This window comes from Pseudomonas sp. P7758 (assembly GCF_013386485.1).
In the GTDB taxonomy this organism is placed as follows: Bacteria; Pseudomonadota; Gammaproteobacteria; order Pseudomonadales; family Pseudomonadaceae; genus Aquipseudomonas.
The window spans coordinates 1-18,333 of the sequence record NZ_JACARS010000077.1 but is presented as its reverse complement, the minus strand read 5'-3'; the positions used below and the strand labels follow the sequence as shown (position 1 = coordinate 18,333).

Annotated in this window: 17 protein-coding genes and 4 tRNA genes; 10 read left to right on the top strand and 11 right to left on the bottom strand. The window is 60.0% G+C overall.

The window, feature by feature from the left end; genetic code table 11:
- Positions 1 to 82: 82 nt before the first annotated feature.
- A complete protein-coding gene (locus HX873_RS17415) occupies positions 83 to 841 on the bottom strand; it encodes a hypothetical protein (protein ID WP_003217193.1) in 759 nt (252 codons plus the stop codon).
- Between the two features lie 370 nt (positions 842 to 1,211).
- On the opposite strand from HX873_RS17415, the gene HX873_RS17410 reads away from it, so the two are divergent.
- The 4 genes from HX873_RS17410 (at position 1,212) to HX873_RS17395 (ending at position 1,625) form a co-directional block, all read left to right on the top strand.
- Positions 1,212 to 1,287 (top strand) — tRNA-Glu (locus tag HX873_RS17410).
- Between the two features lie 3 nt (positions 1,288 to 1,290).
- Positions 1,291 to 1,366: transfer RNA gene (locus HX873_RS17405), tRNA-Gly, on the top strand.
- A gap of 104 nt (positions 1,367 to 1,470) precedes the next feature.
- Positions 1,471 to 1,546: transfer RNA gene (locus HX873_RS17400), tRNA-Glu, on the top strand.
- Between the two features lie 3 nt (positions 1,547 to 1,549).
- Positions 1,550 to 1,625 (top strand) — tRNA-Gly (locus tag HX873_RS17395).
- 99 nt (positions 1,626 to 1,724) lie between these two features.
- Here HX873_RS17395 and HX873_RS17390 read toward each other — a convergent pair.
- The 7 genes from HX873_RS17390 to HX873_RS17360 all read right to left on the bottom strand — a co-directional run bounded on the left by HX873_RS17390 (position 1,725) and on the right by HX873_RS17360 (position 8,103).
- Entirely contained in the window at positions 1,725 to 2,270 is a 546-nt protein-coding gene (locus tag HX873_RS17390) for a hypothetical protein (RefSeq protein ID WP_102606451.1), read from the bottom strand.
- Positions 2,267 to 2,593 carry a hypothetical protein gene (locus tag HX873_RS17385; RefSeq protein WP_102606452.1) on the bottom strand — a complete coding sequence of 109 codons (327 nt, stop codon included), beginning with the start codon at positions 2,591 to 2,593 and terminating at the stop codon, positions 2,267 to 2,269. The genes HX873_RS17390 and HX873_RS17385 overlap by 4 nt, the downstream gene beginning before the upstream one ends.
- A gap of 116 nt (positions 2,594 to 2,709) precedes the next feature.
- Positions 2,710 to 3,927, bottom strand: a complete 1,218-nt coding sequence (locus HX873_RS17380; RefSeq protein WP_003217201.1) for a phospholipase D-like domain-containing protein — start codon at positions 3,925 to 3,927, stop codon at positions 2,710 to 2,712.
- Between the two features lie 56 nt (positions 3,928 to 3,983).
- On the bottom strand, positions 3,984 to 4,631 hold the full coding sequence (locus tag HX873_RS17375) for a MotA/TolQ/ExbB proton channel family protein (protein ID WP_003217203.1): 648 nt from the start codon (positions 4,629 to 4,631) through the stop codon (positions 3,984 to 3,986).
- A 17-nt stretch (positions 4,632 to 4,648) separates the two neighbouring features.
- Positions 4,649 to 6,931 (bottom strand): TonB-dependent receptor, encoded by a 2,283-nt coding sequence (locus tag HX873_RS17370; protein ID WP_008431274.1) that lies wholly within the window; start codon positions 6,929 to 6,931, stop codon positions 4,649 to 4,651.
- Positions 6,932 to 6,955: 24 nt separating this feature from the next.
- On the bottom strand, positions 6,956 to 7,693 hold the full coding sequence (locus HX873_RS17365; protein ID WP_003217207.1) for an energy transducer TonB: 738 nt from the start codon (positions 7,691 to 7,693) through the stop codon (positions 6,956 to 6,958).
- Positions 7,694 to 7,695: 2 nt separating this feature from the next.
- Positions 7,696 to 8,103: a biopolymer transporter ExbD gene (locus HX873_RS17360; RefSeq protein WP_003217209.1), complete on the bottom strand. Its 408-nt coding sequence runs from the start codon at positions 8,101 to 8,103 to the stop codon at positions 7,696 to 7,698.
- Between the two features lie 293 nt (positions 8,104 to 8,396).
- On the opposite strand from HX873_RS17360, the gene HX873_RS17355 reads away from it, so the two are divergent.
- Positions 8,397 to 9,965 carry an alkaline phosphatase gene (locus HX873_RS17355; protein ID WP_177122964.1) on the top strand — a complete coding sequence of 523 codons (1,569 nt, stop codon included), beginning with the start codon at positions 8,397 to 8,399 and terminating at the stop codon, positions 9,963 to 9,965.
- Here HX873_RS17355 and HX873_RS17350 read toward each other — a convergent pair whose 3' ends face one another.
- The gene (locus HX873_RS17350) at positions 9,966 to 10,592 is read right to left on the bottom strand and encodes a hypothetical protein (protein WP_003217215.1); all 627 of its coding nucleotides are present in this window, start codon (positions 10,590 to 10,592) and stop codon (positions 9,966 to 9,968) included.
- Between the two features lie 91 nt (positions 10,593 to 10,683).
- On the opposite strand from HX873_RS17350, the gene HX873_RS17345 reads away from it, so the two are divergent.
- Positions 10,684 to 11,616 (top strand): LysR family transcriptional regulator, encoded by a 933-nt coding sequence (locus HX873_RS17345; RefSeq protein ID WP_177122963.1) that lies wholly within the window; start codon positions 10,684 to 10,686, stop codon positions 11,614 to 11,616.
- Between the two features lie 142 nt (positions 11,617 to 11,758).
- On the opposite strand, the gene HX873_RS17340 is transcribed toward HX873_RS17345, so the two are convergent.
- Both HX873_RS17340 and HX873_RS17335 read right to left on the bottom strand, forming a co-directional pair.
- Complete coding sequence (locus tag HX873_RS17340; protein ID WP_003217220.1) at positions 11,759 to 12,166, bottom strand: PA2817 family protein; 408 nt, start codon at positions 12,164 to 12,166, stop codon at positions 11,759 to 11,761.
- A 231-nt stretch (positions 12,167 to 12,397) separates the two neighbouring features.
- Positions 12,398 to 14,845, bottom strand: coding sequence for an acyl-CoA dehydrogenase (locus tag HX873_RS17335; RefSeq protein WP_177122962.1), 2,448 nt, complete (start codon positions 14,843 to 14,845; stop codon positions 12,398 to 12,400).
- Between the two features lie 192 nt (positions 14,846 to 15,037).
- Here HX873_RS17335 and HX873_RS17330 point away from each other — a divergent pair, with 192 nt between their 5' ends.
- The 4 genes from HX873_RS17330 (at position 15,038) to HX873_RS17315 (ending at position 18,222) form a co-directional block, all read left to right on the top strand.
- On the top strand, positions 15,038 to 15,697 hold the full coding sequence (locus HX873_RS17330; RefSeq protein WP_003217224.1) for a transglutaminase family protein: 660 nt from the start codon (positions 15,038 to 15,040) through the stop codon (positions 15,695 to 15,697).
- Between the two features lie 57 nt (positions 15,698 to 15,754).
- Positions 15,755 to 16,378, top strand: coding sequence for a glutathione S-transferase family protein (locus HX873_RS17325; protein WP_102369632.1), 624 nt, complete (start codon positions 15,755 to 15,757; stop codon positions 16,376 to 16,378).
- 135 nt (positions 16,379 to 16,513) lie between these two features.
- On the top strand, positions 16,514 to 17,446 hold the full coding sequence (locus tag HX873_RS17320; RefSeq protein ID WP_003217227.1) for an ABC transporter ATP-binding protein: 933 nt from the start codon (positions 16,514 to 16,516) through the stop codon (positions 17,444 to 17,446).
- Positions 17,443 to 18,222, top strand: a complete 780-nt coding sequence (locus HX873_RS17315; protein WP_003217229.1) for an ABC transporter permease — start codon at positions 17,443 to 17,445, stop codon at positions 18,220 to 18,222. Before HX873_RS17320 ends, HX873_RS17315 begins: the two co-directional genes overlap by 4 nt.
- Positions 18,223 to 18,333: the final 111 nt, after the last annotated feature.

Sequence of the window (18,333 nt, the reverse complement as noted above, 5' to 3'; positions counted from 1 at the left end):
TACGCTATTCGAGGGGAAGGGGATAGGTGCAGAGTGATGGCATGTGGCGAGCGGGTTTGCCGCCCACCACAATGGCAGGGGATCAGTCGTAGATGGCTTTCTTCTTCCAGTCGGCGTCCGCATCCACCACTTTCAAGCCTTCGGTCAATTCGTTGACCTCGTCTTCAGCCGGTTCAAGGTTGGACAGCACCATGGAGTTGGCGCGCGCCAGCTGTTTCTCGAGCAATTGCAGCTGCTGGCTGTACACCACCGGCTCAGGCTGCTTGCGCAGGTACTGCACGCCGCGTTCGAACGCCAGGCGAGCCTGGCCCGGCTGGCCTTGTTGCAGCGCGTGCTGGCCCAGGTTGTTGAAGAACTCGATGTGCAGCAGCACCAGGATATGGCGAATTTCCTTGATCCAGTGCTTGGCTTCATTGGTCGGCAGGAAACCGTCCTGGGCCGCTCGGGTCACCTGGCCATGCAGTGCTTCGAGCAGGAAACGTACATCCTTGGCCTTGGCTTCGGTCTGGATCGGGCCGGGCGGGTTGTTCACCGGAATCGATTCGCCCTGGGCCACCAGCGCGTTGAGTTCAGTGATGCGTGCCTTGAGCGACGCATTGGACTTGTCGAGGTTCAGCAGGCGCTGATTGACGTTGAGCTCCAGGCGGGTCAGCAGCAACTTGAGTCGCGGCGTCATCAACTGGCCAGGGAAGGTCTCGGTGATTTCGCCGCAGCGGCGCAGCCGGTCATTGAGTTCGATCCGGGTCCGGTTCTTTTCCAGCTTATTGTTTTCCACCACGTGGTTCATGTAGCCAATGGCGATCAGTATTACGATCCCGGCTATTACCAGCAGGGTGATCATGAGTGGTGTCACCGGTGTGACCTCTTTATGGGGTTTGCATTGAAGTGTAGTGACTGGTGCAGTGACCGGATAGGACTGAGCGACCAGTTGCGTCAGTAGTTTCTTCTATATAGCTGGGCAGTCCCTGCGTAGATGCACATTGCCATCATTTGCTGTGGCGAACTATAGCGCCTTGTGGAACGCCAGAATATAGGCGCCAAAGCCTGGACGGCGAGAAACCCTTGCAACCCCCGTAAACCACGGCGAAGTCATTGATTTAAATAAATTTATCCTTGGGGGTTGACGACCTCCCAATCCATCCATAGAATGCGCGCCACTTACAGCGTAAAGCACACAGCGAAACGCGGTAGGGAGTGAATGTTGTACGTGTGTCCCCTTCGTCTAGTGGCCTAGGACACCGCCCTTTCACGGCGGTAACAGGGGTTCGAGTCCCCTAGGGGACGCCATATGCGGGAATAGCTCAGTTGGTAGAGCACGACCTTGCCAAGGTCGGGGTCGCGAGTTCGAGTCTCGTTTCCCGCTCCAAATTTAAGCAGTGTTGCCCTCGGGCGGCACTGAGTGAAACCAGGGCGTAATCTTCGGATTTAATCTCTGGGTACTGAAATACACACCATGTGTTTCAGTAGCGTGTCCCCTTCGTCTAGTGGCCTAGGACACCGCCCTTTCACGGCGGTAACAGGGGTTCGAGTCCCCTAGGGGACGCCATTTGCGGGAATAGCTCAGTTGGTAGAGCACGACCTTGCCAAGGTCGGGGTCGCGAGTTCGAGTCTCGTTTCCCGCTCCATATTTAACGAAAACGCCGATCAGCAATGATCGGCGTTTTTGTTTGTGGGTTTTTTGTGAGCCGGAGTGCAATGCCTCGGCCCACGTTGCGTTTGTACCGCTAGAAATTATCCATCGCATGGCACATCGATAGCCTTCCCGATGGCGTCGGTTCAATCGGACTCCATCGTTCGGCACCTTTCGGCAGCTCAGCAAGCTCGAATGAGCAACTCCCGGACATTGATGCTCGCACCATGTAGTCCATGCCGGGCTTGGGGATAAAGGTCATGGTGTTGAAACATTGCCGGCCATATTGCGGCAACCCAAGGTAATGAAAGGCAATGGGCGTGTTCGCCGGAATCACCTGTTCGGACGACACCGCACCGTCCCAGGTGTAAATCGGCCCCGGCATCCCCAGGCTTGCGCCATTGCGGTCGGCGAAGCCGGATTTGGCGGACACCATCACGCCTGCTCCGGGAACATTCCAGTCCAGACAATCGCGCCCGGGCACTGCGCGCACCATGCCGTCGCTGATAATGCGCAAGCGCGCCGTCTCGGCAGACGGTGGCGCTGTGTAGGCGGTGTTGAGGGAGCGGACGTTATATACCTGGCCACAGCCGCTGAGGAGCAACAGGAACAGGGCGGGAATGACACGTAAAGTGCTCATGGCTGGCGGCAGTTCTGGCTGACCGACAGATGCGGCGCGGGCTCATGGCTGACCATCTGCAAGCCATCGGCGCCCTGGAAGATAAAATATGTACTGCGACAATCCTTGAACGTCTGCGAGTAACCCTCAGCCCGGAATCCCTGCCCGTCGATCTTCCTGGTCACCGTATTGTCACGGCTGACCACGGCGAGTACCTGCTCATAGCTGTCGCCCATCTTCACCCCCGGCACCCCGGTGGAGGTCATGGAATTGGCACAACCTGCCAGCCCGATGGCCGCCCAAACCAGCGCCGTACCGTACAGTCCATTGCGTGTGGTGTTCATCCCTGCTCTCCATCCATGAGGTGTGCAGGGTTGGTCAGCGCAACGGCGGAAAAGTGCAACATTCATATCTGGCAATGTGACATTGCCCGCAAATCATGGGATTTGCAGGCAACGGCTCACGGCTTGCCCGGATGCGGCTCCGGGTACTCGCTTGTCACGTCCAATGCCTTGGCATACGGCCCGTCCCACAGTTGCTCGTGTAAATCTCCCACACGCTTGGCCATCGCCTCACTGCGCATCACCACTTCCAGGTTGCGCGAGTTATCGAAATAACCGCCCAGCCAGTTACTGGTCCCTACCCACGCCACTTGCCCGTCGATTTCCATGGTCTTGCTGTGGATCACCCGCGCATAAGGAATAAATCCTTGCCTGGCCTCGGGCAGCGTGACGATCTTGACCTCGACATTCGGCAGCACCGCCAGGCTTTTCAGGTACGGCAATTCCAGTGCTTCGGTGTTCCAGTTGGATACCATCAACTTGATCGAGACCCCGCGCGCTGCCGCTGCACGTACTGCATTGTCGATCATCGCGTAGTAAGGCCGGGTTCTGTCAGGTCCATAGGACAGCGGCGCGTAGTCCAGCAGTTGTACGCGCACTTCCTTTTTCGCCTCGCCCAGCAGACGTGGCAGTTCCAGCTGCGAATCACCCACACCCGGCGGGTTGTAGCGCTGGGGGCTGGCTACCAGGTAGTTGCCGGTGCGTGCCGGTGTGGCGCCTGTGGCGGGCAGGGCAACAGGCTGGTTGTCGGCCAACGCAGCCTGGGCCTGCCAGTCCTGTTCAAAAATGGCCTGGGTCTGGGCGACGACATTTGCATCACTGATCAACAGCCCGGTTTCGTGGATATGCTCCAGCGAACGCCAGTCGAAGTTCTGGCTGCCGATAAACGCCTGCTTGCCATCCACTACCATGTACTTGGCGTGGATGATCCCCCCACTCAGCTTGCCATAGGGCAGGATGCGGAAGGTCAGGTTGGGAATGGCTTTCAGGCGCTCCAGGGTCGAGGCTTCCGACAGCCGTACGCCTTTTTCTTCCAGCAGGAAGCGAATTTTCACCCCGCGTTTGCCGGCGGCTTCCAGGTGTTCAATCACCTTGTCCATCACCGAGCCAGGATGGTCGGCCGCGTAGAACTGGCCGATGTCGATGCGGCTTTTCGCGCCGTCGAACAGCTGGATCCACACGGGGCCGGGCTGGCGCAGATCGGCGGTGCCAAGTTGGGTGTCCACTGGCACGGTGTGTACCAACTCAAATCCCGGAATTGAAAAGTCCGCCTGGGCAAGCGGACTGAGGAGCAGGCCTGCAAGGCCGGCGATACGTAATTTCAGCGATATGGACATAGGCGTCTCATCGGGCAAAAAAAGGGCGGGCGCATGATGCGCCCGCCCCGGGAAGGTCACGCAGTGCGGGTGTGCAGCGGGGTCGGTACCAGGTGCGGCACTTCACCCTGCACGCGGGCACCGGTTGCAGCGCGGATCAGCAGGATTTTCAGCTGGTCGTTGATACGCTCCAGGCTGTCCTGGAAGAAGTTGTGGAACACCACGCAGAACAGCGCGATGGCGATACCCAAACCCGTGGCGAACAGGGCCGTACCGATACCACCGGAAATCTGGCCCGGGTCGGACACACCGGCACTGGCCAGCGCCTTGAAGGTGTCGATGATGCCGAGGATGGTCCCCAGCAGGCCGAGCAGCGGCGCGGCGGTGGTGATGGTTTCGATGATCCACAGGCTGCGCGACAGCGGCGCGCGGGTCTTGAGGTACTGGGTTTCGATCTCGTCATCCAGGTCCTTGCGCGAACCATGGGACGCCTTCTGCGCCAGGATCGGCAGCACCATGCTCAGTGGCAGGCTGTCACGGCGAGTCAGGTTTTCCGGCAGGTCGCGTTCGCTGTGCACATTGGCGCCCAGCACTTCGGTCAATGCACGGGCCTGGCGGCGCACGTAGGCGAAGTAAATGCCGCGTTCGATGGTGATGAAGATTGCAATCGCCAGTGCGGCGTACATCACATAAAAGGTGATTTGGTGAAGCAGGTTCATGTCCATGATGCTGAGCCTCGCAGTTAGAAATTGGCTTCCAGGGAAACGGTGACGGTGCGGTCAAGCCCAACGATGTAGGCCGGGTCGCCATCGCGGAAACCGCTGTAGCTCGCCGAGTTGGTCTTGGTGGTGTACACGCCGTCCAGGTACTTCTTGTCGAACAGGTTGTCGACGTTCAGGCGCAGGGTTGCGTCCTTGACGACTTTCTTGTCCACCGGCAGGTAGATACCGGCGCCGAGGTTGAAGATGGTGCGGGCGGAGATGGCTTCGTCGTTGGTCAGGTCGCCATAGAGCTTGCTGGTGAACTTGCCGCCGAAGGTGCCGTAGAAGCGCCCGTCGTCATAGCCGATGTTGGCCGCCAGCATGTTGGTCGGCACGTTGGCGAACTGCTTGCCGCTGGTGGGCAGCACGATCGGCTTGCCGGCGCTGTAGACGGTCAGGTCGTCCTGCTGCTTGGAGCTGGTGTAGGTGTAGGAGGTGTAGTAGTTGAAGTTGTGCGGCAGCTTGCCGCTCCACTCCAGTTCCAGGCCTTTGTTGATGACGGTGCCGGCGTTGATGTCGGCGGAATCACCGTTGCTGTCCAGGGAGGTGAGCTGGCGATTCTTGAACTGCATGTAGAACAGGGTCGCGGCGAGGGTGCTGTCTTCGCCGGTGTAGCGCCAGCCCAGTTCCTGGTTCCAGCTGAGTTCCGGCTTGGAGTCGAGGGAGCCGACGCCTTTGTCGTACAGCACGTAGTTCTGTGGAATACGCATGTTGCGCGACAGGCTGTAGAACAACTGGTCACGCTCGTCGAGCTGGTATTTCAGGCCGGCGTTGGGCAGCAGTTTGTTGTAGGTCTGGCTGGCCTTGCCGGGTTGCTCGGTGAGGCTGCCGTGGTTGGTGCCGTCACGCTCGACGTTCATGTAGGCAATGCCCGCGATCAACGTCCAGTCCGAGTTGATGTACCAGGTGTCCTGGGTCCAGACCTTTTGCGCCGGCGTCACGGTGTAGCGGTCGCGACCCTGTACGGTGTTGCCGTTGGCGTCGACCACGGAGTTGCCGTCGGGCCAGGTATCGCTTGGCTTGCCGTTGTTCTTGAGGGCAATGAACGGTTGGGTCTGGCTTTGGCGGGCGCGTTCATACCAGTAGCCGAATTGCAGGCTGTGGTCGCCCAAGTCCCAGTTCAGCTTGGTGGTGATGCCCGGGCGCCAGGTCTGGGTGCGCGAAGGGCGGTAGTAGACGCCGGTGGTCGCGGAACCGTCGGCGTTGTATTGAGCCTGTGTCGGCAGGTTGCCGAGGTCGAAAACGCCGCCCTTGTTCGAGCCACTGTTCAGCGCATAGGCCGAGGAGCCCACGCCGCTGCCGTTGCCGTAGTAGTAATACGGGATCACCGAGAGGGACAGGTTGTCGCTCAGCTTGTACTGGGTGTTGAGCACGGCGGTAAAGGTCTGGAACGGGTTCTGCGCCAGGTCGTAGTAGCTGCTGACCTTGCCGTTGGCGCCCACCGCCGGTGTCGCCGGGTACGGGTCGTACTTGCGGCCGTACTGCTGGAACTGTGCCTTGGTCAACTGGCTGTAACTGTTGTTGTCCTGCTCGTGGTACTTGAGGATCAGGTTGGCGGTATTGCCGTTGCCGGCGTCGAAGAAGCTGTTCCACTCCACCTTGTCCGCACGTACGGCACCCGAGCCGCGCCACATCTGGCCTTCGGTGTGGGAGGCCGACAGCCAGTTGCTCAGGCCGTTGACTTCACCGGTATTGAGGCGGGCGAAGGTCTTGCGGGTGGCGTTGCTGCCGACCACTTGCTTGACGAAGGCACCGGTTTCCTTGGTGGGGCGAATGGTCACGATGCCGATGTTGCCGCCGCTGGAACCGATGTGCGGGCCGTCGGCTTCCGACGAGCCCTGGGTGACGAAAATCTGGTCGATGTTTTCCGGGTCGCCCAACAGGTTGGAGTACAACGCGTAGTTGCCGGAGTCGTTGATCGGCATGCCGTCCACCGACATACCGACCTGGTCGGAGTTCATGCCGCGCATGGTGAAGCGGAAACCCGAGAGGCCGGTGTTGTCTTCACTGGAGATGTTCAGGCCCGGGGTGTACTTGAGCTTGTCGATGGCGTTGCCGGTGGCCGTCTGTTTGTCCAATGCTTCCTTGGTGATGGTCGAGCGGCCCTTGGCGCTCTCTTCCTGGACCATGTAACCGCCCCCAGCGGTTGCCTTGCCCTGTACCCCAATAGTCCCGACGTCACTGTCGCTGGTATCTGCCATGACCACTCCATGGGTCATGCTCGTCGCGGCAACGAGTGCCAGATGAATCCGGGTGAACTTCATCACTGTCGTCCTGGTGGTGTGTGCTTATTGCACGCTGTAGTTGAAGGTGGCGGTGAAGCGCTGCTCGTTACGTCCACCGAAGGCTTGTTCGGGGAACGGTTTCACCTGCTTGATACGGCGCAGGCTGTTGGTGGCGGCCCGGTTGAGCAGCATGCTCGGCGCCGGGGTCTGGATCCCGGAGTCGAGGACGCGGCCTTGGCGGTCCACCATTAACCAGACCACCACCTCGCCACTCGGGCGTTCAAGGGACGCCTGGCGCCCGGTGGGGTATTGCTTGTAGGTGTCCAACTCGTTGCGCAAGCCCTTGAGGTAGCCGCCTTCCAGTGCCTGGCCGTCGACTTTCGGCGGCGCCGGTGGCGCAGCGGGTGCTGGCGTGGGAGCGGGAGCGGCTTGCACCGGCTTGGCGGCCACCGGAGCTGGCGCAGGCACAGGCGTTGGCTTGGCGACCACGGGCTTGGGCACCGGTTTTGGCTTGGGCTCAGGCTTTGGCAGTGGTTTGGGGATCGGCTTGGGTGGCGGAGGCGGAGGGGCAGGTTCGGCCTCCTCGTCTTCGATCACCGGCGGCGGTGGCGGCGGTTCTTCCACCACGGGCTCGGGGACCACTTCCGGCTCCGGCTCGACCAGCGCGAGTTCAACCGCCGACTCGTCGTACTGCGGCTGGATCTTCAGGGGTTGGGACTGGATACCCAGTGCAATCAGCACCAGGGCGATCAGGGCCGGGACACTGCCCAGCAGCCGACGCGCACGAAACAAGGCATACATGATCAGGACTTTTTCGTGGCGATGGAGACAGAGGTAAAGCCACCCAGGCGCAGGGTGTCCATCACCTCGACCAGGCGCGACACTTCCACGCCTTTGTCGCTGTTGACGATGATCGTCGACTTGGTGTCTGGCTTCTCGCCGGCCTTGAGTGCAGGCACCAGCGCGTCGACGGTCAGGTCCTTGCCATCGAGCTGCAGCTGACCTTCCAGGCCCAGGGTCAGGATGAATTTATTTTGCGGCTTGAGCTGCTGTGAACTGCTGGCGCTCGGCAGCTGAGTCTTCATGCCCAGGGCCGGAATCACGTTCAAACTCACCAGTACAAAAAACACCAACAGGAACATCATCACGTCGATCATCGGGATCAGTTCGATGTGTGCCTTGCGTTTTTTGGGTTCATCCCAAGTTCTCATTCCGCTACCCCGCAGTTGATTAGGGGCGACACGCTAGCAACCAAAAATGACCGAATGGTTAACTTTAATTTAAGCTTTTAAGGCTCTAGGACGCGTCTTACAGACGACTCGTAGGTCTATTTATCTACGTAATGAAACTGACACGACGCGGGTACATTCTTGGAGAATTTATTTCGCGAGTCCGCCTGCATGAGCATTGCACTGCCGCATTTTTCCACCCTGCTGCCAATGGTAAGAACGCTACACAAGCATTTGTTTTGGTCGGTGCGGGATGCTTGGAAGGAGCGCAGTTGATGAGTGTGAATCACGATCGCCGTCGCGTACTGGGCGGGCTTGCAGTTGCCACGGCGTTTTCGATCCTCAGCCCGTTTGCCCGTAGTGCAGGCATCGACTATCCCTTCACCCTCGGTGTGGCGTCAGGCGATCCATTGCCCGATGGTTTCGTGATCTGGACGCGCCTCGCGCCGCTGTTCAATGCCGCCGACGGTCGGGGTGGCCTGAACCGAGCGGTGCCGGTGCGCTGGAAGGTGGCCCGCGATGCAGCGATGACGCACGTTGTGCGCCAGGGCGAGGTGATGGCCAGCGAGCGTTTCGCCCATTCGGTGCATGTGGAAGTGAGCGGGTTGGAGGCGGGTCGACCTTACTGGTACCAGTTCGAGGGCCTCGGTGCGCAAAGCCCGGTGGGCCAGTCGCGCACAGCGCCGGCGGTGCATGCCATGGCATCAGCGCAGTTGGGTTTTGTCTCCTGCTCCCATTGGGAGCGAGGCTACTTCAGCGCCTATCGGCATTTGGCCGCCGAGCAGCCTGACCTGGTGTTTTTCCTCGGGGATTACATCTATGACAGTTCCTACGCGGCTGATTCCGGCAAAATCATTCGCCCCCACGGCAGCGGCAATGCGTTGAATCTGGTGGATTACCGCAACCGCTACGCCCTGTACAAGACCGATCCGGATTTGCAGGCACTGCATGCTGCGGCGCCCAGTGTGGTCACCTGGGACGATCACGAAGTGCAAAACGACTATGCCAGCCAGTGGTCCCAGGACCCGAACATCCCGGTGACGAGTTTTCTCAAGCAGCGGGCGGCGGCCTACCAGGCCTTCTACGAGCACATGCCGCTGCGGGCCAGCAGCCTGCCGCGCGGGGCGGACATGCGCCTCTATCGGCGTTTGGACTACGGCCGGCTGGCGCGTTTCCATGTGCTGGATGGGCGTCAGTACCGCTCCGAGCAGCCATGCATCCTGGCCAATGGCAGCCACAAGGGACATGTGGCCGCGAACACCTGTGCTGACCTGCGCGATCCCCGTCGCACCATGCTCGGCTGGGAGCAGGAGGCTTGGCTGGATCAGGGTTTTGCCGAGTCCCGGGCACAATGGAACGTGATCGCCCAGGACCTGTTGGTCGCGCCGCTCACGCAACGTGACCTGACCAACCACAAGCCCGGCCGCTGGACAGATGGCTGGGATGGTTACATGGCCAACCGTGAGCGGATGCTTGCGTCGATGGTGCGCAGAAAGGTGAATAACCCGGTGTTCTGGGGCGGCGATATTCACTCGTTCTGGACGACGGACCTGCACGCTGACGCAGGGAATCCGGATTCGCCCGTGGTCGCGACCGAGTTTGTCGGCACGTCGGTGACGTCTGACGGGCCACCATTTGATGCGTTCAGTGCGATCCTGCCCCTCAATCCCCATGTGAAGTTTTTCGACAGCCGCCAGCGCGGCTATGTGTCGGTGGCGCTTGAGGAGAGGAATATGCTGACGAACTTCCGGGTGATTTCCGATGCCCGGGATCCGAACGCCAGCGTCTCGACCCTCAAGTCGTTTGTGGTGGAACCGGGCAGGGCGGGGGCGATTGCGGTTTAGTCAGTTCAGGGTATAGCGCACCGACAATGCACCCTTTTTCTCGGAGAGGGCCAGGATCGTCACCTGACCCACGTCCCCCAATGCCTGCACATGCGTGCCGCCGCAGGCATAGGCCGGCAGGTCGCCAAAACCCACTTGCCGCGTACCGTCATCCAGGGCCATATGGCGCGGCAGGTTGGCGGCGATCCATTGGTCGACTTGCCGCTGGATCGCTTCGGCGTCCATGGCCTGGGCCGAGGTGCCGCGAATAAAGGTGATCTTGCCTTCGCCCGGCCAGTGATGAGCCTTGATCGGCATCCAGCCCAGGGTTTCACCGGCATTGCCGATCAGATGCCCGGCCGAGTGCAGGCGCGTGTGCAAGGTGCGGCGGTCTTCATCGACGCGTGCCTGGATCACGCCGGGAGCCACGGGGCGGTCTACGTAATGCACGACATGATCGCCTTCCTGCACCACCTTCAACACCTGGCTTGCCCCGAGCCAGCCGGTGTCGCAGGGCTGGCCGCCACCTTGTGGATGGAAGATTGTGGACTGCAGGATTACCGCAAACTGGTTATCAAAAGGTGTGCATCCCAGCACTTCAAGTTCGGCATTCAGGTGGTCATGGGTAAAAAACAGGCGCTGGGTCATCATTTATATCCGCATCAGGGTTTCTAACCGGCAGTATAAGAAGTGCACCAATGGGTGATAATCCGTTCAAATCTCAATGGACTTGTGCGTCATGAGCATCAATCTTCCCTTACCGCTGCTGGGCGAAATGGCGATTTTCGTCAAGGTGGTGGAAACCGGCAGCTTCTCCGAGGCTGCGCGCCAACTGGGAGCATCACCGTCCTCCGTGAGCCGCAGCATCTCACGCCTGGAAAAGGCCCTGGCGACTCGCCTGTTGCAACGCACCACGCGCAAATTGCGCCTCAGCGAAGGCGGCGAAGAGGTGTTCAAGCGCTGCCAGGAAATGGTCAGTGCTGCGCGGTCGGTGATGGAAATCAGCGGCCAATACACCCATGAAGCCGAAGGGCTGGTGCGGGTCAGCGTGCCCAAGGCGGTGGGGCGTTTTGTGGTGCATCCGCATATGCCGGAGTTTTTGCGGCGTTATCCCAAGGTTGACGTGCAGTTGATCCTGGAGGACCGGCATGTGGACCTGATTGACGACAATGTCGACCTGAGCATCCGCATCACCGACAGCCCGCCGCCGGGGTTGGTGGGGCGCCAGTTGCTGCCGATCGAGCATTTGATCTGCGCCACGCCGCGGTACCTGGCGGAGCACGGTACGCCGCAGCATCCCCATGATTTGCTGGAGCACAGTTGCATCTACCTGGGTGAGACGCCGGGGGATGCGCGCTGGAAGTTTCGTCAGGGCAGCAAGGCGGTGATGGTGGGCGTGCGCGGGCGGTATGCGGCCAATCACACAGGCGTGCGGCTGGATGCGGTATTGCAACATGTGGGGATTGGCAGCTTGCCGTATTTCACGGCGCGGCATGCGCTGGAAGCGGGGGAGGTGGTGCAGGTGTTGCCGGGGTGGGATTTCATTGCGTCGTACCACGGGGATGCGTGGTTACTGCATTCGCCGACGCGGTACCTGCCGCCGAAGTTGCGTGTGTTTATTGATTATCTGGTGGAGTGCATGGCCAAAGAGCCGACGCTGAAGAAACGGTAGGAATACAGTTTAAATGTGGGAGCGGGCTTGCTCGCGAATGCGGTGTACCAGTCACCTAAAATATTGACTGAACCACCGCATTCGCGAGCAAGTCGAACCGTCGCACCGCCGCTTCCACATTTGATCTGCGTGAGCCCTGAAATCAGTGCTTGGGCTGGTCATTGGACATGGCCAACAACTGCTTTTCCTGGTTCCAGTCGAACGGTTCGTCGTTCTGTTCAGCTTCGAAGCGACGTTCTTCCAGGGCCTGGTACAGGTCCAGCTCGTCGTCGGGCATGAAGTGCAGGCAGTCGCCACCGAAGAACCACAGCAGGTCGCGCGGTACCAGGTGAGCAATTTGCGGGTAGCGCAGGATGACCTGGCTCATCATGTCCTGGCCCAGGTACTGGCTTTCGATCGGGTCGATGGGCAGCAAGGCGCGCAGTTCATCGAAGCGCTCCAGGAACAGGAGGTGGCTTTCCTCGGGAACCTGTTCGGCTTCGCCGACGGCAACCAGGATGCTGCGCAGGTGGTCGAGCAAGACGAGATGATCGGCAACGACGTTGGACACGAGATAAGTCCTCAAGAGCAAAACGGGCGCGAGAGTATATAGCTCGGTGCCTTGCCTCACAAATACGATTCCTTTTGACGAGTGGCTGTTGTTGTCAGGCAAGGCGCCGCGACGAGTCATAGCTTGCTATGGCGAGGAGCGGCAACGCAGCATGACGACAACAGACGCCGTCAAAAGGGATCAGTATTTGTGAGGCAGGGCACTCTACCCGTTTTTATATGACCGCTGGGATCAGCGGACTTTTCCCTCAGCCTGGCTCAGTTCTTCCTTGCTGAAATCATCCACGTCGATCACCTTGCGCCGCGCCGCTTCAGCGTCACGCAGGGTCTGCGCCTCGGCCGGTTGCAGCACGCCGGCATGCAGCGCGGCATCGATGGCGTGTTCGCCCGCGGTCGGTTTGACCTGGCCGCTCTTGAGGCCTTCGTGGAGTTTTTTCTGCAACGGATGGCTGTCGGCCAACAGGTCGTAGGCGTGTTGCAGGGCGCCCACCGGATCTTCTGCGGACTGTGGGCGATAGCAGCCCGCCAGTACCGCTTCCAGGGTCGGGTCACCCTTGGCGCGACCAAGCACTGCGGCCACCTCGGCATCCAGCGCATCGGACGGGCCTTTATGACGGCGGCCGAACGGGAACACGATCACCCGCAACAGACAACCCAACACCTTGCTCGGGAAGTTGGTCAGCAGTTCATCCAGTGCACGCTCGGAGTGGCCAAGGCTCTCTTCCATGGCCCAGGCGAACAGCGGTTCCAGGTGGTCTGGCGAATCCAGGTCGTGATAACGCTTGAGTGCAGCCGATGCCAGGTACATGTGACTCAGCACATCACCAAGACGTGCCGACAGGCGTTCGCGTCGTTTCAACTCGCCGCCCAGCAGCATCATGCTCAGGTCCGCCAGCATCGCAAACGCCGCGGCCTGACGGTTGAGTGCGCGGAAATAGCCCTGGCTCAGGCTGTTGCCCGGAGCCTTTTCGAAGTGACCGAAACCGAGGTTCAACACCAGGGTGCTGGCGGCGTTGCCTACGGCAAAGCCGATGTGCTGCAGCAGCAGGCCGTCGAATTCCTTCAGCGCCTGGTCATGGTCTTCGCGACCGGCCAGGGCCATTTCCTTGAGCACGAACGGATGGCAACGAATCGCACCCTGGCCGAAGATCATCAGGTTGCGCGAGAGGATATTCGCGCCTTCCACGGTGATGAAGATCGGCGCGCCCTGCCAGCTGCGGCCCAGGTAGTTGTTGGGGCCCATGATGATGCCCTTGCCGCCGTGCACGTCCATCGCGTGGCTGATGCATTCGCGGCCGCGTTCGGTCAGGTGGTACTTGAGGATCGCCGACAGTACCGAGGGTTTTTCCCCCAGGTCGACCGCGTTGGCGGTGAGCATCCGCGCGCTGTCCATCAGCCACGCGTTGCCGCCGATGCGGGCCAGGGCTTCCTGGATGCCTTCAAAGGCCGCCAGCGGTACGTTGAACTGCTCACGCACCTGGGCGTACTGGCCGGTCACTAGGCTGGTGAACTTGGCCGCGCCCGTTCCGACGGCAGGCAGGGAAATCGAACGGCCTACCGACAGGCAGTTCATCAGCATCATCCAGCCCTTGCCGAGCATTTCCTGGCCACCGATCAGGAATTCCAGCGGAATGAAAACATCCTTGCCGGAGTTGGGGCCGTTCATGAACGCGGCGCCCAGTGGCAGGTGACGGCGGCCAATTTCAACACCCGGGGTGTCGGTGGGGATCAGCGCGAGGCTGATGCCCAGGTCTTCTTTGTCGCCCAGCAGATGATCCGGGTCATGGGCCTTGAAGGCCAGGCCGAGCAAAGTCGCTACCGGGCCGAGGGTGATGTAGCGTTTTTCCCAGTTCAGGCGCAGGCCGAGGGTTTCCTTGCCTTCCCATTCGCCTTTGCAGATCACCCCGGTGTCGGGCATGGAGCCGGCATCGGAACCGGCCAGTGGGCCGGTCAGGGCAAAGCACGGGATATCGTCGCCACGGGCCAGGCGTGGCAGGTAATGGTTGCGTTGTTCATCGGTGCCGTAGTGCAGCAGCAATTCGGCCGGGCCCAGGGAGTTGGGGACCATGACCGTGGAGGCGAGGTCGCCGCTGCGGGTCGCCAGCTTCATCGCGACCTGGGAGTGGGCATAGGCGGAGAAGCCTTTGCCGCCGAACTCCTTGGGGATGATCAGGGCAAAAAAGCCATGCTGCTTGATGTGTTCCCAGGCGGCGGGGGGCAGGTCCATGGCCTGGCCGATTTCCCAGTCGGTGACCATGGCGCACAGTTCTTCGGTAGGGCCGTCGATGAAGGCTTGTTCTTCTTCAGTCAGTTGCGCCTTGGGATAGGCCAGCAGCTTGTCCCAGTCGGGGCGGCCGCTGAACAGCTCGCCGTCCCACCACACGGTGCCGGCGTCGATGGCGTCGCGCTCGGTCTCGGACATCGGCGGCAGGACTTTCTGGAACCAGTTGAACAGCGGCGCGGTGAAGTACTTGCGGCGCAGGTCCGGCAGCAGCAGCGGGGAGGCTACCACGGCGATCAGTACCCAGAAGATCAGCAGCAACCAGCCTGGTGCATGGCTGAAGGCGCCCATCGCCAACAGGTAGACGGCGACCACGCCGATGGCGGGCAGGGGCGCGATGCGCCGGTGCGCCAGGTAGGCAATGCCCACCACCAGAACCAGTATCCACAACAACAGCATATTCAATCCTCCGTGAAACCAGGTGCGAAATCACCTCAGAGCTTAGTCGGCATCCGAACAAGCGGGGTGACGAGGGTGTTACGTGGTGTGCCAGGTCGAATCACCACCAGGCGCCGACATTTGGCCGAATCGTCGTTATCGCAGAGAGCAGGCCTGTGGTTAGACTCAAGGCTTGCCTCGGAGATCAACCTCATGAATGCGTACTTGAATCCCGGCCGCTTCATCGATAGTGACCACCCTGCGGTGGTGGAGTTCGCCGAAAAACATCGCGGTTCGAGTGCCGCACTTCGTGACCAGGCAGTCAGTCTTTACTACGCTGTGCGCGAGGCGGTGCGCTATAACCCCTATACCTTCAGTCGCGACCCGCAAACCCTCAGCGCGAGCTTCGCACTGGCGGCCGGCGAGAGTTATTGCGTGCCCAAGGCAACATTGCTGGCGGCGTGCGCAAGGCACTGCGGGATCCCGGCGCGCATCGGCCTGGCCGACGTGCGTAACCACCTCTCGACGCCGCGTTTGATCGAGCTGCTCAGAAGTGACGTATTTGCCATGCATGGCTATACCGAGTTGTATCTGGACGGCCGTTGGGTCAAGGCCACGCCGGCGTTCAATCAGCAACTGTGCGAACTGTTCGATGTGCCGCCGCTGGATTTCGATGGCGTTCATGACAGTGTTTTCCACGCCTTCAACCGCAAGGGCCAGCGCTCCATGGAGTACGTGGTGGACCATGGGCAATTTGCCGAGGTGCCCGAGGAATTCTTCTTCGCCCACATCCAGAAATGTTACCCGCACCTGTTTGGCGAGCAGATGCCGATCCTGCTGGGGGACATGCAGAGTGATTTAAGCCGGACGTGATCCGGCGTATGCTGCCCCGGCATTCATCCAACCATCTTTTTCAAAATCGGGGCGGTCATGCTGAAAATCTGGGGTCGTAAAAATTCGTCAAATGTCAGGAAAGCACTGTGGTGCGCCGAGGAGCTCGGCCTGGACTATGAGGCAATTGATGCGGGCGGGGCTTTTGGTGTGGTCGACACGCCGCAATACCGCGCGCGGAACCCCAATGGCCGGGTGCCGATGATTGAAGACGGCGACTTTGTGCTGTGGGAATCCAACACCATCGTGCGCTACCTGGCCGCCAAACATGCGCCGGATTCGAACTGGTACCCCAGCGAGCTGCAAGCCCGGGCCAACGCGGAAAAGTGGATGGACTGGACCACCTCGACCCTGGCCGAACCGTTCAAGACCGTGTTCTGGGGCGTGCTGCGAACCCCGGCTGAAAAACAGAACTGGGACACCATCAACGCCGGTCGCCAGGCCTGCATCGACGTTTTGCAGACGGTGGATCAGGCCTTGGCCACGCAACCTTACCTGTCCGGCAGCGAGATCGGCATGGGTGATATTCCCTTGGGCAGCTTCATTTATGCCTGGTTCGAAATGCCCATCGAACGCCCGTCGATGCCTAACCTGGAAGCCTGGTACCAGCGGCTGCGCCAGCGTCCGGCCTATCAGAAATCGGTCATGACCGCGTTGACCTGATACCGACTATTAATACGGGTTACTGTACTTGTGCGGCGCGGACAAGCACCATGCTTGTCACGCGTAGCCGTTGTATTCCGTGCGGTCTGCCCTCATGTAACAATTCTATTCCTCTTCTTTGGTGCGTAATCCGATATGAGTTCCGCTCTGTCCATCCGGCAGCTAACCAAAACCTACGGCAACGGTTTCCAGGCCCTGAGTGGTATCGATCTGGACGTCGCCGAAGGTGATTTCTTCGCCTTGCTCGGCCCCAATGGCGCCGGCAAATCCACCACCATCGGGATTCTCTCGACCCTGGTCAACAAGACCACCGGTACGGTGAACATCTTTGGCAACGACCTGGACAAATCCCCGGCGGCGCTCAAGCGCAGCATCGGCGTGGTGCCCCAGGAGTTCAACTTCAACCAGTTTGAAAAGACCTTCGACATCGTCGTGACCCAGGCCGGTTACTACGGCATCCCGCCGAAGATCGCCAAGGAACGCGCCGAGCAATACCTCACGCAACTGGGCTTGTGGGACAAGCGCGACGTGCCTTCGCGTTCCCTGTCCGGGGGCATGAAGCGCCGCTTGATGATCGCTCGCGCCCTGGTTCACGAACCGCGCCTGCTGATCCTCGACGAGCCGACGGCGGGCGTGGACATCGAGCTGCGTCGTTCGATGTGGACGTTTCTCACCGAGCTGAATCAGAAAGGCATCACCATCATTCTCACCACGCACTACCTGGAAGAGGCTGAGCAGCTGTGCCGCAACATCGGCATCATCGACCACGGCACCATTGTCGAAAACACCAGCATGCGTAATTTGCTGAGCCAGTTGCACGTCGAGACCTTCCTGCTCGACCTGAAAAACGACATGACGGTTGCGCCCCAGTTGATCGGCTACCCGAATCGCCTGGTGGACAGCCACACCCTGGAAGTCCAGGTGGACAAAGCCGTGGGCATCACCGCGCTGTTTGGCCAATTGGCTACCCAGAACATCGAGGTGCTGAGCCTGCGTAACAAAACCAATCGCCTTGAGGAGTTGTTTGTGTCCCTGGTGGAGAAAAATCTGGCGAAGGTGGCGGTATGAGTTCGGAACTGCAACCCAACCTTGTCGCGCTGCAGACCATCGTTTATCGCGAAGTGAAGCGCTTTACCCGGATCTGGCCGCAGACCTTGCTGCCGCCGGCGATCACCATGGTTTTGTACTTCGTGATCTTCGGTAACCTGATTGGTCGGCAGATTGGTGATATGGGTGGATTCACCTATATGGAGTACATCGTGCCAGGGTTGATCATGATGTCGGTGATTACCAACTCCTATGGCAACGTGGTGTCGAGCTTTTTTGGCAGCAAGTTCCAGCGGTCCATCGAGGAATTGATGGTGTCGCCGGTGTCGCCCCATACGATTTTGATCGGCTACACCCTGGGCGGTGTGCTGCGCGGGTTGATGGTTGGGGTGATTGTGACGTTGCTGTCGCTGTTCTTTACCCATTTGCAGGTGCATCACCTCGGGATCACGCTGTTGGTGGTGGTGCTGACGGCGACTATCTTTTCGTTGCTGGGGTTCATCAATGCGGTGTTTGCGCGCAACTTTGATGATATTTCGATTATTCCGACGTTTGTTCTTACGCCGCTGACGTATCTGGGTGGGGTGTTTTATTCGATCACCTTGCTGCCGCCGTTCTGGCAGACGGTGTCGTTGGCTAACCCGGTGTTGCATATGGTTAACGCGTTTCGCTATGGGATCCTGGGCGTTTCGGACATCAAGATCAGTGTGGCGATCACCTTTATGCTGGTGGCGACTGTGGTGCTGTATGTGGGGTGTGCGCGGTTGCTGGTGAGTGGGCGTGGGATGCGCACCTGAGCGTTGAGATGTGATGAGAAACGGCCTCCAGATGAGGCCGTTTTTTTTGGCGATTGGTTTGAGTACATATCCGTTTTTTCGGTAACGGCCACCTATGGTTCCGCTCTTACA